General features: G+C 42.4%; 11 protein-coding genes. 2 read left to right on the top strand and 9 right to left on the bottom strand.

Annotated elements, in window-relative coordinates:
* Window positions 1-15: 15 nt before the first annotated feature.
* From ACQ86K_RS13130 to ACQ86K_RS13105, 6 genes are all read right to left on the bottom strand, one after another.
* Window positions 16-3273, bottom strand: a complete 3258-nt coding sequence (locus tag ACQ86K_RS13130) for a SusC/RagA family TonB-linked outer membrane protein (RefSeq protein WP_256337481.1) — start codon at window positions 3271-3273, stop codon at window positions 16-18.
* Between the two features lie 243 nt (window positions 3274-3516).
* Complete coding sequence (locus ACQ86K_RS13125) at window positions 3517-4536, bottom strand: FecR family protein (RefSeq protein ID WP_091170854.1); 1020 nt, start codon at window positions 4534-4536, stop codon at window positions 3517-3519.
* Entirely contained in the window at window positions 4457-4918 is a 462-nt protein-coding gene (locus ACQ86K_RS13120; RefSeq protein WP_431200510.1) for a sigma factor-like helix-turn-helix DNA-binding protein, read from the bottom strand. The genes ACQ86K_RS13125 and ACQ86K_RS13120 overlap by 80 nt, the downstream gene beginning before the upstream one ends.
* Entirely contained in the window at window positions 4893-5261 is a 369-nt protein-coding gene (locus ACQ86K_RS13115) for an RNA polymerase sigma factor (RefSeq protein ID WP_431200509.1), read from the bottom strand. The genes ACQ86K_RS13120 and ACQ86K_RS13115 overlap by 26 nt, the downstream gene beginning before the upstream one ends.
* A gap of 135 nt (window positions 5262-5396) precedes the next feature.
* Window positions 5397-5750: a HopJ type III effector protein gene (locus tag ACQ86K_RS13110; protein WP_091170845.1), complete on the bottom strand. Its 354-nt coding sequence runs from the start codon at window positions 5748-5750 to the stop codon at window positions 5397-5399.
* A 91-nt stretch (window positions 5751-5841) separates the two neighbouring features.
* On the bottom strand, window positions 5842-7356 hold the full coding sequence (locus tag ACQ86K_RS13105; RefSeq protein ID WP_091170843.1) for a lipase maturation factor family protein: 1515 nt from the start codon (window positions 7354-7356) through the stop codon (window positions 5842-5844).
* Window positions 7357-7574: 218 nt separating this feature from the next.
* Between ACQ86K_RS13105 and ACQ86K_RS13100 the strand changes: the two genes are divergently transcribed.
* Window positions 7575-7880, top strand: coding sequence for a DUF1003 domain-containing protein (locus ACQ86K_RS13100; protein WP_431200508.1), 306 nt, complete (start codon window positions 7575-7577; stop codon window positions 7878-7880).
* Between the two features lie 479 nt (window positions 7881-8359).
* On the top strand, window positions 8360-9337 hold the full coding sequence (locus ACQ86K_RS13095) for a 3-keto-disaccharide hydrolase (protein ID WP_091170833.1): 978 nt from the start codon (window positions 8360-8362) through the stop codon (window positions 9335-9337).
* An 86-nt stretch (window positions 9338-9423) separates the two neighbouring features.
* Here ACQ86K_RS13095 and ACQ86K_RS13090 read toward each other — a convergent pair whose 3' ends face one another.
* From ACQ86K_RS13090 to ACQ86K_RS13080, 3 genes are read right to left on the bottom strand one after another with little or no spacing between them, the layout of a single operon-like run.
* Window positions 9424-10866, bottom strand: a complete 1443-nt coding sequence (locus ACQ86K_RS13090) for a rubredoxin (RefSeq protein ID WP_256337480.1) — start codon at window positions 10864-10866, stop codon at window positions 9424-9426.
* 4 nt (window positions 10867-10870) lie between these two features.
* Entirely contained in the window at window positions 10871-12943 is a 2073-nt protein-coding gene (locus tag ACQ86K_RS13085) for an FAD-dependent oxidoreductase (RefSeq protein ID WP_431200507.1), read from the bottom strand.
* Window positions 12841-14385 (bottom strand): molybdopterin-dependent oxidoreductase, encoded by a 1545-nt coding sequence (locus ACQ86K_RS13080; RefSeq protein WP_431200506.1) that lies wholly within the window; start codon window positions 14383-14385, stop codon window positions 12841-12843. The genes ACQ86K_RS13085 and ACQ86K_RS13080 overlap by 103 nt, the downstream gene beginning before the upstream one ends.
* Window positions 14386-14454 lie beyond the last annotated feature (69 nt).

Below are 14454 nucleotides of genomic sequence, written 5' to 3'. Positions count from 1 at the left end.
AGATATTAGTATTGGTTAAAAGGAAAGATTTAAACCGGCCAGGAACAATTTAGTAAGTGGCCTGTCAAATGAACCGCCGCCTTCAGGATCATAATCTTTTATCTTTGAGAAGGTCGCAAAGTTTTTGGCGCTCACATAGATCCTCAAATTAGATAAGTGAATGGGTTTAGTTACACTTGCAGGAAAGGTAAACCCAAGCGTTGCGTTCTTTATTTTAACATACGAACCATCTTTGTAGCCCAAGGTTGAAGCAAATGGCTCGGATGCCTTTGTGATATTGGCACTTGGCCTTGGGTAGGCGTTTGTGGGGTTTTCCGGCGTCCAATAGTCTACATTGGCGCCATTTTCAATTCCATTAGGCTCATACTTCAACGCGTATTGAGATACGAACATCTGCCCGATACGTCCAAATACCTGCACATTTAAATCGAAGCCCTTATATTTAAAATCGTTGCTAAAGCCAAAGCTATACCTTGGGACAGCTGAGCCAAGTATTTTACGGTCAAATGTTGTGGTAAACTTTCCGTCATTATCTAAATCAGCAACCTTAATATCACCTGGCTTGTACCCATAAGTTGCAGCCTGGGCGGCTTCAGATGTTTGCCAGATCCCTGTTTTTTGATAATCGTAAAAAGATACAACCGGGTAGCCTATAAACCAGCCATTGGCAAGGTCGTTTACACCATTTGGTAAATACGTGATGCGTTCCTTGTTGCGTGTATAGGTGATATTGGATGTCCAAGTAAAGCTTTCTGACTGGATATTAATGGTTTTCAGTGCAATCTCAATACCTGTATTACGACTTTCGCCAACATTGGCCAATGTTCTTAGCGCTCCTGTTGAGGCAGGTAATTGCTGTGGCAATAACAAATCCCTTGTGTGCGAATCATAATAATCTATAGTGCCCGAAACCCTGTCTTTATAAATTCCGAAATCTATACCAGCGTTTAAGGTTCCTGTTAACTCCCACTTTAATTGAGGGTTTCCGATATTGGGGTCAAGACCATATGCTAATGCGGTGATATCGTTCCATGAAAATGGAATAAGCACTGCCTTGCTTTGGGTTTGGTATGCGCTTACAGCAGCATTGCCGGCAACCCCATAGCTTAAACGTAATTTCAACTCAGAAAACACGTTTTGGGTTTTCATAAATCCCTCATCAACCAGACGCCAGGCCGCGGCCGCCGAAGGGAAGAATGCCCACTTATTTCCCGACGACAATACAGATGAACCATCAGCACGCCCAGTCAGGGTTAGTAAATACCTGTCTTTAAATGCATAATTTAAACGTAATGCTCCTGAAGTTAAATGTTGCCCAACGTAATTACTCGATATTTTTAAGTTAGACGGATTGTTTTGCAGCGCGTAGAAGGATTGATCGGGTATTAGTTGTCCGGTGCCTTGTGCCGCGGATTGGTCCATAACATTTGATTGATAACTGGTAACACCCGTTACAACTACGCTATGCCTTGCTATTGTTTTTTGCCAGGTAATAATATTTTCCCAAAGCAAATTAGTCTCATTTGAATTGGTTACTGATGATAATGACCCTGAAGATAAGGCCCGGTTTATAGTATTGGCACTTTCAAAATGGCCGTTTCGTGAATCAGCCAGCGTAACACCTAAATTTGACCGTATGGTTAAGCCATTTATTGGCTTCCATTCTGCATAGGCGGTTGAGAGCAAATGGGTAATCTTGTTCTTATTTACAAACTGGGATGCGTCGTCATCAAAAAGAGGATTGGCCTGGTTACCGTTACCTGGAAATTTAGCTATACTACCATCTGCATTATACGGATTAAAATAGGGAATAATTTTATTGGCTACGGATAATACCCCATCGTTTCGAAGGTTTTGATCATAATAAGCAAGCTGACTTTGCAGCCCCACCTTAAAAGCCTTAAATAACTGGTGATCTATATTTAACCGCAGGGTATACCTGTTTGAGTAATCATTAGCATATAACCCTTTTTCCTTAAAATAATCAAAAGAAAAGTAAGCTTTTGTTTTTTCACTACCACCGGAAACGCTGGCGTTGTAATCCTGTTGGGAGCCTTTATGCAGTAAAAACCCCGGCCAGTAATATGACAGGCCGCTTTGAACCGCAGCCAGATCGCCTGCACTGGTAAAGACTTTCGGATCGTCGGCAGGAGAATTCCATGTTCCTATAGTTCTGAAGCTTTCACGTTTCAGGTTTGCATATTGCGGCCCTGTCATGGGTACTGGATAGCCTGCAACATCCGAAATTCCATAATATGAACCCGCAGCTACTTTCGGTTGCCCGCTGTTGCCTCTTTTTGTTGTAATTATAATTACACCGTTTGCTCCGCGCGAACCATAAATAGCGGTTGATGAAGCATCCTTTAAAAACTCCATTGATGCAATGTCGTTTTGATTGATATCTTCATAATTGCTGTACTGAATCCCGTCGACTATATAAAGCGGGCCGTTACCTGCAGATAGAGACCGGTTACCACGAACAGTTACGCTTACATTTGCACCTGCGGCACCGCTTGTACGCACGATATCTACACCCGAAACCTTTCCCTGAAGCGCTTCCATAGGATTTGATGCCGCAACTTTGGTGATCTCATCACCCTTAACAGAAACAACCGAACCGGTAAGATCCCTCTTTTTTACCGCACCATAACCCACAATAATCACCTCTTCGAGCGATTTGCTCAAAGGAACTAAAGCCACCTTTAAAAAGGTTTTGCCATTAACACTCTGTTCTAACGGTCTGAATCCTAAAAAAGTAAATACCAATACGGTATTGGCATTGGGAACAGTAATGGTAAAATCGCCTGAAACATTAGTTGCTACACCGATATCAGTGTCTTTTATCCTTACCGATACACCAGGCAGGGGTTCACCTTTTTCGTCGGTTACTTTGCCATTTATAGGTATTGTTTCGATTTGCCCGTTGTTGTTGCTCGAAGCAGGCCCTCCGGTTGCGGTATTAAACAAAATAATATTGTTGTCTATCTGGCTATACCCAATTCCCCGGTTGGCAAAGAGCTCGTCCAGGATATCCTTTACCGATTTGTCGAGGGAAGAAACGGTAACGCGGGTGTTTGGTGACAGGACATTGTCTTTGTAAGCAAACCGCAAATTGGTTTGCTTTTCAATTTTTTTGATCACCGATTTTATCGTTTCGTTACCCACTTCCAGCCTGACATTGATCTTATCAAGCGATTGCCCCTTGCTTGAGGAAGCTAAGAGCAATTGACCGGAGACCAGTAATACCAGCAGGATCATAAAACTGAATCGCATAACTTTTCGGAATGTGTTTAAAAATTGGCGTGCAGAGGCACCGGATAATGTGCACCATTGCTTAAACGCAAGAGTTTTTTTCATAACTTGCATTGGTTTTAATCGGTTAATAATAATTGGTTAAGTACTTGCCCTGTCGCCGAATGATGTGAGAAGTCGTAAGCAACGGGGCTTTTTTTATCTGGAAGGTTTAAAGTATCAATGTTTCATAGGTTTTTTATTTAAGAGGTAAAAAATTGGTTATTATTCACAGCCGGAACCAGATAGTGTAACATCACCCTCCTTACTCCATTTATAGCTCAAATTATTCAGGTGCGATAATACTTTGACAACCTGTTCCAACCCCGTAGTATTTAAGAAGGTGGCGCTAAAACGGCAGCTCCCTATCTTTTCATTATCAAGAATAACTTTTACACCATATCTTTCTGTTAAAATGGCCACGGCTTCTTTCAATGTCATATGATCCATCACCAAATCGGTCTCTTTCCAAAGTACCGTTGTTTTGGCATTCAATATATCTATGGAAGATTGATTATTGATTTCGTTATAACTTATCTGATGATTGGGCAATACAATGCCTAAAGTTTTTTTAGGGGTGGATACTTTAACTTTTCCACGGGTTACCGTTACCTGGATCAAACTGCCTTCCGATTTAATATTAAATGCCGTACCTAACACGCGGGTTGTAATTTGCCCTGTATGCACAAGGAAAGGGTGAAGCGGATCATGCCTTACATCGAAATAGGCTTCGCCGGTTAAATATACTTCGCGGGTTTTCCCGTTGAATTTTGCCGGGTAATCTAAATGACTGTTCTTATTTAATGTCACTACGCTTCCGTCGGCCAGCCTGATCTCGTGCACATGGCGGACGGGGTTTGATGGTGTTATCCGGGCCTGCATGGGCATTGGTTTAGGCCTTGTGTGTAAAAAGTACAGGCCTGCGCATATTAACAATGCAACGGTAGCGGCAACCGAACGGATAATTGTTTTGGAGCTTCTTTTTTGAAATGAGTAAACGTTTTTTTCCTTTTTTACAATCTCAAGCAACTTATTGTATAAAACTTCCTGATGAACGACTTCTGCGTCAGCATCAGGTTTCATTTCAGTGTCGGCCCATAGTTTCTCCAATAAACCTTCAATTTCTGACAGATTCTCCTCTTTGGCCATCAGTTCAAAAAGTTCGTTAAACTCTTCTGTAGTACACGAGTTGTCCAGGTATTTTTGAAATAAGTATTTTATGCGAAAAACCGAGGCTGTTGACATGCTGCACTTGGCTGGTTAAAACCAATTCATATACATGACGATAAAATGAGAAGAGAGGACTAATCAGATCTGAAAAAAATAAAAAAAGCGAGATTGTAAGCAAGATGGATAGTTGACCGTGCTTTATAAACTCGCGCATTTTTTTTAAAGCTGTAACAATGTGATTTTTTACGGTGTTTTTTGACAGGTTTAGCTTATCAGCAATTTGCTCATGCGTAAGCCCTTCTTCCCGGCTTAAATTGAGTATCAATTGTTGCTGCTGAGTAAGCATTTGCAAACAATGAATCACATGCTGGTTATATTCTTTAAAATCGTGATTTGAGGCTGCCGTTGCCTGCTCATACTGCATGTGTTGGTTAAGGAGCTGCTGTATTTTTTTCACGGGCGGCCGTACGTAAAAAGTCGAGTGATTTATTTACAGCCATCCGGTGAAGAAAAGCATCAACATTTTCTACTTCACTTAAGATCTCTTTAGCCGACCAGATCTTTACAAAAATATCAAGCACCAATTCTTCTGCAATTTCGCGAGACTTGACAACTTTATAAATATAGGCGAAAAGCCGGGGTTGGTTTTTTTGGAAGAATAACTTAAAAGCAAGCTCATCGCCCGATGACAGACGCTGGTGCAGCGAATTTGATATTTCGTCACCTGTATCGGATGAGCCCAAATTGTTGAACAAGGCAATATTATAATTGGAATCATAAAGTAACAATCTATTATTCAAATAATCAATAAGTAAGTGAATAAATGATTGTTTAGAATACAATTAATAATACGCTCTGTACCGGTCAACCAATACTTAAATGATATATCGTAAATTATTGCTAAATATGTCGATAACGGAATCTTAAGGTCCGCTTCAGACCTGTCCTGACTTCAATACAAGTGCATCTCCTTCAAACCTGATTCCCGGCCAGCCATAGGCCTTAAACTGACGGATATTCTGATGATCTGTACCATCTGGATTTGCAAGGACGGTCCTATAGTGCTCCGCAAATAAATAAAGCGTATCAGGCTCACTTAGATTATTGAGTTGAGCAAAAGCAAAAACCCTGGCGCTGCCCTGGTTCTGTGCTGCTTCGTTATAAATATTGCCATTTTTAAATGCAGTTGGCTGATGCTCGTAATAATTATTAATAAATTCAATGACGTCATTAAATGTAACCGTACCCTCTTTTAGGGCGGTAAGTAAACCAGACAATTGCTCTTTCATTAAGAAAATATTTTCGCGAAAATAAAATTTAAAAACAGTTATTGACGCAGGTGGTTGATTTCAATTGAAATTGAGCCTGATTAACCGTAGTTTATAGCCAGCCCTGACCTTTCAGATAAGCAACAAATTGCGGGTTTTGCACGGAAAGCACGGGTAACCATAATCCTAACTTTTCCCGTTCCCAGTAAGGGCCGCTACCAGGCGTGGGACGGGAAAAACGGTAACGGTAAATAACAGCACGAATATAACGCGGTGGTTTTCCCGGGAAGGGATTTCTGGCAAATAAACCAACTACCCCCGGGTCATTATGCAATAGTTTCCAGGCCAGATGATATGTCCAGGGGTACTGATCGGCTGTGGACATTGCGGCAAACCACATCTGCCAGTCCAGTCTTAATTGGTACGGCGCCACCTGCCGGGGAGACTGGTCAGGTGCTACCGGCAAGCCTTTATAAGGATAAACTTTCCAGTTTGCACTATCGGGATTGAGGTCTCTTGTTCCTTCAAAAACTACATTAAAACGTTCCTGTCCCACGCTGCCGAATGCACCATAGGTATTTACAAGCTCCAGTGGATCAAATGAGGTATTCATAATTTGTTTGGGCGACAGGAGGTTAAACGCGGGTTGGAAGCTTAGCAATCCTACTATACAAGTTACTATCAGTGCGGTGTACTGCATAGGCTGCGAAACTTCAGCTTGCTCTTCGGCCTTCGCAGCTTTGCGTACAAGTACACCCGGCAAAAGCTTAGCCCAAAAACCATCATCAAGGCAAGCCAGCGCAGGCACAATGGTAAGCCAATTCAAAAAAGAAAGGTTCCCGCTCAGGATGATTGCAAATTGAAACAAAATAATAACACTACCAGCGATGTGTCTGAATATCCGCGGGCCAAAAACAAACCAGGGTGCCAATAGTTCGGCCAGCCAATTGAACCAAACACCAAGCCGCAATAACGAATGTGGCAGAAAGTGAAACCAGCGGCTAAACGGTCCCGGTATTGGCTGGGTTTCAAAATAATAATACAATGCAGTTCCATTGCGCCACACAGCATCGCCACGATATTTGATCATTCCAGCACCAAACATGATCCGGAAGATGAGCCAGCGAAACAGGATGATAACCAGCAAAGGCGGCGGACGTTTGGGAAAAGGCCGCATATCCAGCAAAGGGCATAAAAATATAGCAAGAAAGCCCGTTTCTGTAAGTTGGATTTCCCAGCCATAACCATACCAGTCCTGCCCAACATGTACCAATGATAGATACAATACCCACAATACCCCCATTAAAAACGCGTTGGCATAACCGGCCACAACAATCAGGGATAAAATTAAACCTGTCCATGAAACAAGCAGTAATGCCTGATCTGAATGCCAAAACCAAAACACTGAAGGCAGCCGCATAAACCCTGCTCCTTTTGAACCCAGTGCTATACTTACCTGATGCAAATAATGATCAACCGGTAATAAGCCATTTGAGCCGATTAATGGCAGCACCTGGGTTATAGCCACAAGGAACGCCACCGCGTAAACCGCACCCAGCAGGCGAAGAATCACAAAGCGGCTGAGCCAGTATTGGGGTGTTGAGGTATGTTCAAAGCTATATAACATAGTGACATGTATCTTAAAGTTACAGAGATTTGAAGGCTATGGGTAGAAATATTTGATTAACGCAGTATTCGAATCAAAATGAATTTCTTGCTCATACCCTAAGGACTTCAGCCCAATAAGCAGCCACAGCAATTAAATTTATATATTTATTACCCAAAGCTTAATTCCTAAAAAATGGCAAACAATAAAAAAACTGGTATCAAAGGCATATCGATTCTATGAACTTTGGGCAGCGATTGGCCGACTCTGTAGCGGCCGGCATGGGTTCATGGCGGTTCATCATCATTCAAACCTTAATTGTTGCGTTGTGGATGGCGCTAAACGTAGTGGCCTTTATTGGTCATTGGGACCCCTACCCATACATTTTATTAAACTTGTTGTTTTCAACCCAGGCGGCATACGCAGCCCCGATTATCATGATGGCACAGAACCGCCAAAATGAACGTGACCGCGCCCAGGCCAATGAGGATTTCCGAACCAATGTGGAAGCAAAAAAGAAATTGAAGAATTACAACTGCGCTTAAACGCCATTGAAGTAGACAAGCTTGACAGGATCCTGGCATTGCTTGAAAAAATGGATAAAGAATAATCCATAATCTCACAAACATGAAACCAACCACCTTTTCAGGATAGTTGGTTTCTTAATCTTTGCCAATCGTTTGTTGAGTGTAAAAGGTGTCCATAAAGCGCTGTTTTGGCAAGGTACCACTCGCTTAGCGCGCAATGATGCCTGGTCGGCAGTAGTTGTTGCGGGTAATCCAGCCCCAAACCTTACTATGTTTAATGCTGTTAAAGGTGACGCTCAAACAGCAGATCAAAAGCCGAATGATCGTCCTCTCTGATTCGTGAAAGCAAAAATAGTATCGGCAATTTCTATCATTTGATATCACAAACCTACATTACTAATGTTAACTAAACTTTAAGAAAATGATCGCTGCATGGTTGTTGCAAAAAAATAACCGTGTAATAAAATATTGAATGATAGTTTGTAGATTTAAAAATTATGAGAAACCAAACTACTATTAAAAAGAACTCAAATAGCAGATTCATCCGCATACAGCTTATCGCGGGATTGCTGCTTTTAATAATTTCGGGAGCCAAAGCTCAACAGGCAAAGGATCCTGCCGTTATCGGCCGATGGGATATAACTATTGATAAAGGTGGCAAAAGCCTTCCGTCCTGGCTGGAAGTTCAAAAATCAGGCACACATACCCTGGTTGGCCGTTTTACCTATGCTTTCGGAAGTGCGCGACCAATATCAGAAGTAAAACCACATGACGGCAAATACAGCTTTTCTATCCCGCTGCAATGGGAAGAGGGAAACCGGAACATGGATTTTGAATTTGAGGTTAAGGGCGAAGAATTAACCGGAACAATGGTATATTCAGATGGGGTTACTTATCATTTTACAGGTGTCAGAGCTCCATCAATGACAAGGGCAAAGGCACCTGTTTGGGGCAAACCTGTTAAACTGTTCAACGGTAAAGACACCAAAGGCTGGCATACTGACGGCAAAAACCAATGGGTAGTAGAATCGGGCATATTGAGAAGCAAGCACTCCGGCGCAAACCTTATTACCGATCAAAAATTCAGCGATTTTAAATTACACATCGAATTTCGCTATCAAAAAGGCAGCAACAGCGGCGTTTACCTGAGAGGGCGCTATGAGGTACAGGTTATCGACACTAAAACCGGTGAGCCTGAACCTATCAATAACCAGTTTAGCGCTATTTACGGTTTCCTGCCGCCTAATAAAATGATGGCAAAAAATGCCGGGGAATGGCAATCATATGATATTACACTGGTAGGGCGTTTAGTTACCATCGTAGCCAATGGCACCATGGTGATATGCCAGCAGGAGATTCCGGGCATTACCGGCGGGGCTATCGACAGTAAAGAAGGCGAACCAGGGCCGCTGCTGATTCAGGGGGATCACGGACCTATCGATTACAGAAACATTATCATTACTCCGGCAAAATAAATTACCGAAGGTATATTATTAAAAAAATCAGCCTGTTTACAATAAGCAAACAGGCTGATTTTTTTAATTAATTTATTTAAAAACGATTAATCGGCTTGATACATCAGTTCTGCAAAGTTCTCCTTTTCGGCGCCGCAGGTTGGGCATTCATAGTCGCTTAAATTTTCAAAAGGCATTCCGGGTTCTATATTATTAAAGATATCTCCATACAACTCGTCATAAATAGTGAAACAGCTTTTACATTGATGAACCGTTTTTTGATTGGGTGATTTAATTTCAGTATTGGTTTTGCTTACCGGCAATGGTGATAGGTTATTGATTTGTTGTTCATAAAACATATCGCAAAGCGCTGTCAGGTGCCTGCTTAAATCTGCTTTGGCAACACCTTGTTTGTAAATCACAAATTCGCGGGTATTGTGGTTAAAATCGCGGGTATGCACAATTTCAAATTCATCGGGCATCCGCTCGCGGATCATAATTGAGCCATAAATCCCCGATTTAGGCGACCGCTTTATGGCAAAGCTAAGTCCATATGTTCGCAAATCTGCCTCTTCAAATTCGCTTACCAATTGCTGCTTAAGCTCGAGGCAGGGATTGCAAAGGTCTTCAACCTGCCAGTTAAGCTCATTTGAAGCATGCCTGATGTTTACCCGGTATTTATTAAACAGGTTACCCCATAACGGCCTGTGCTTTGCCTCGATATTTTTAATGAGTAAGGATTTCCACGGGCTAAAATACAATTGTCCAACCCTGGTTTGCATACACAGGTTGCAGATTTCTTTCAAAAACTCAATATCAAAAAGCTCGTGGCGCCTGTAAATACCCAGCCAGTATTTATTACCCTGTTTGTTAAAACCTTCATAATAGGGTAGTTGAAATTCGGGAATAATAAGCGGTTGATCAATTTCCTGGATTACAAATTGGTAACCGGCAGTAACTAATTGATAAAGCTTATCGGGATTGATTTCAACCTGATCGTAAAACAGCTTTTTGTTGGCAAATATAACCTGTTGTATTGCTTTGCCAATGGCGGGAATATCATCCGAATAAACCAAAACAGGCCAGCAATACAAGATGTTAGTTTTAGGAAACCTGATATACAAGTACCAGTAATTACTTACCGGCGAAGAAATAAAATTAAGGTTACCTGTAAAAAACGAAGCAAAAGTTTGATTGCTGTCAACCAGGTTTATTTTCAGTTCGGGCTGATAATCAAACAGGTCGAAAATGTCTTTATAAACACCTTCTTTGAGCCAGTTCTCCTGGTTAAAAATACCATCAGCTATGTACGAACTGGTGATGTTGGGATAAGTATCCTGGTTAACTTCATGGTCAATACCGGCACTAAGCATATCAAATTCCAGATCCTCCAACTGTGCTTCTTCAATTTCAAAATACAATTGCTGCCGGTTGCCAAAACGGACCTTTTTAGCACCAGCATTTTGCGCGATGATGAGCATCTCGTAAAAATCACCGGCAGAGGCTACACCGCCGGGCAAATTTATCTTAATTAGTTGCTTATTATCCATTGGTTTAAGCTTTTAATAATTGTTGCTCAAGTACTTCTTCCAAGAGGCGTTTTACTTCGGGCCTACATGATCCGCAGCCAGTTCCGGCTCCGGTTTGGCTGCAAACATCGGCCAGTTGCGTGCAGCCGCCGGCTACTTTATTACGTATATTATCGGCACCCACATTATTACAACTACAAACCAGTTTGCCTAAAACAGGCTCGGCTGTTTTACCGCTGCGAAGCAGTTTAAGGCGCTTATCGCTAAGCTCGGTTTTGTTTGCTATCAGCTCTCTGAATTCCTGAAACTCGCCTTTATCTCCAATTAAAATGGTGCCCACCAACCTGTCCTGGTGAATAATGCATTTTTTATAATAACGCTTTGCCTTATCTATAAACACTATTTCTTCATAGTCTTTTTCATTCGGGCAATCAGATAAACCGATACTGCACAAATCAAAGCCATGAATTTTGATGATATTCATAAACAGGCTGCCCTTGTAATAACTGGCTATGTCGCCGTTCATATAGCCTGCAACTACAGCAGCTTGTTGTTCCGCAGCAGCGGTTATACCATATAATGTGCCGTTAAACTCTGCTATTTCGCCAATGGCGTATATGCTCGGATCGCTGGTAAGCAAACGTTCGTTTACAATTACGCCGCGCTTAATTTCAAGGCCGCAATCTTTTGCTATTTCAAGATTTGGCGTAGTACCAATGGCAAGAATCATGGCATCGCAATCTATTTTCCGTCCGCTTTTTAAGCCGATGCCGGTAAGCTTACTACGCCCATAAAACAACTGCACTTCATCATCATAGAAAATGTCGCAACCTTGATCAACCATTTCTTCGTGCAAGAGCCTGCTGCCCAACTCATCCAACTGGCGGTTTAAAAATCTTGATGTACGTTGAATAATGGTGATAGTAATCCCTATTTCACGCAAGGAAGCCGCCATCTCCAATCCCAATAAACCACCTCCGACTATTACTACGTGACCATTTTTGGGAACATGCTTTTTAAAGTTATCAGCATCATTGCGGCTACGCATACTGAAGATCCCTGTCAACGATGGAACGTTTTTAGGAATTGCCGCCCGGCTGCCGGTAGCCAGCAGCAATACATCGTAATAAGTTTTTACACCCCGGCTATCCAGCACATATTTGTTAACACGGTCTATTTTCTCGACACTTACGCCACGTAATAACCTTATTTTAAGTTCGGGTTCTTCCTCATCCGTCATTTTTACCAGTTGCTCCCAGCGTTGCTCGCCGCTGATATAATCTGGCAGCATAACGCGGTTGTAAAAAGGATGATCTTCTTTGCTAAAAATGATGATCTCATCATCTTTGTTCAACTCCCGGTATGACCGCACGAAGCCGTGCGCACCGGCACCGGCGCCAACAACCACAATTCTTTGAAAAGGCTTTTTATACTTTTGAATCTTTACTGCGCAATACTTAAAATCCGGCTCTTTTGATATCGGATCAAGTGCGTCATTAGTAACATTGTTAATGCGGTGGAGATCATTGTTTAGTATCTTGCCCCAATGCATCGGCACAAAAACAACACCCTGTTTTATCTGTTCGGTAATCCGGGCTTTTACCCGCACTTCACCCCTCCGGGATGTGATAATAGTAACATCGCCTTCCCTGATCTCCAAAGCTTCAGCATCAACAGGATTGATTTCGATAAATGACTCTTTAATATGCTGATTAAGCTTATTCACCTTACCGGTTTTGCTCATGGTATGCCATTGATCGCGGATACGGCCGGTAGTGAGAATAAAAGGATAGTCGCCGTCAGGAACCTCGCTGGTATGCGCATCCGGTACCGCGCTTATCTTAGCGTTACGTGTTTCGGTATAAAATTGCTTGTCGGTAAACAAGCGAGGTGTCCCTGGTATCGCATTACGTTTTTTATAAGGCCATTGTATTGATCGTTGTTGTATGATGGTTTCGTGCGTGAGCCCGCTGATATCAATATTGGTTTTCCCTGTTAGTTTAGCATGCTCGGTATAAATTTCTGCGGCATTTTTGAAGTCGAAGCCTTTATACCCCATTTTTTGAGCAAAACGGCAAATGATCTCGCTATCCGGCATAGCCTCGCCTGGGGGTCAAGTACTTTACTCAAATAACTGATCCGCCTTTCAGAATTGGTCATAGTACCCTCCTTTTCGGCCCAGGCTGCTGCGGGGAGGATCACATCGGCATAAGCCAATGTTTCGGGCTTATTACTAATCTCCTGAACCACTACAAACTTTGCTTTTTTCAAAGCCTCTTCGGCAAGGCGTACGTTTGGCAAGCTGGTTAAGGGGTTGGTACACATGATCCAGATGGCTTTAAGGCGGCCATCATTTAATGCCTCAAACATCTCCGTTGCGGTAAGACCAGGTTTTGCGGCTATCTCTATACCTCCCCAAAACTTCTGCACCTCCGCCCTGTCTGCCGGGTTAGTTAAAATACGATGCGCCGGTAAAAGATTAGCAAGCCCTCCCACTTCGCGCCCGCCCATAGCATTTGGTTGCCCCGTTAGCGATAATGGGCCAGATCCCGGCTTACCAATATGGCCCGTTATCAAATTAAGATTCAGGAGGCTTAAATTTTTATTTACCCCAACAGCGCTTTGATTTAGCCCCATTGTCCACATCGTTATAAAACCTTTTGCATCGCCTATATAACTGGCAGCAAGCCGGATGTCGTTTTCAGTTACACCGCAAATTGCAGATGATTCAGCAAGGGTACGTTCAAATACCAATTTGCTGTACTGCTCAAAACCATCAGCATGATTGTTTACAAAATCAATATCGATATCCCCATTCTCTATCAATACCCTGCCAATAGCGTGGTTAAGGGTGATATCGGTACCCGGGTTTAACTGCAGGTGCAGATCGGCATTGCTGCAGGTATCCGTAACCCGGGGGTCAACAACAATGATTTTCACATCGGGATTTGCGGCTTTATGCGCTTCAACCCTTCGCCATAAAATAGGATGGCACCAGGCTGGGTTAGCTCCGGTAACATAAAAGCAATCGGCCAGTTCAATATCGTCATAACAAACAGGTACAGTATCCTCGCCTAAAGCAATTTTATACGCGGCAACCGCGCTGCTCATACACAAACGCGAATTAGTATCTATATTATTACTGCCAATAAAACCTTTAATTAACTTATTGACAACATAATATTCTTCAGTAAGGCACTGGCCTGAGGCATAAAATGCAACCGAATCCGGCCCGTATTTATCAATGAACGTTTTAAAAATGGCTGCTGTGCGCTCCAATGCGTCGTCCCAGCTTACCCTTTGCAGGGGCATGCTTTTGTTATAACGCATTTGAGGGTACAGCAGCCTGTCGGTTTTATCATTAGCTGTGTAATGCAGGTTAAGCCCTTTACTGCACAACATGCCTTTATTTACAGGATAGTCCTTATCACCCTCAAGCGTTATACTGCCATTTTTTTCTTTATTAATTACCACGCCGCATCCTACTCCGCAGTAGCAGCAAGTACTTTTAAATGTATTTTGAGGGCGTTTGTTCAACATTTCTTTTAAGCTAAAAGCTTTTCTTTAAGCCGAAAGCTTAAGGCTTAAAGCCTAAAGCTTTCATATGAT

Origin of the sequence: Mucilaginibacter sp. P19, from assembly GCF_050632265.1 — a bacterium.
Lineage (GTDB): Bacteria > Bacteroidota > Bacteroidia > Sphingobacteriales > Sphingobacteriaceae > Mucilaginibacter > Mucilaginibacter gossypii.
This window is presented reverse-complemented; position numbering and strand designations above follow the sequence as displayed.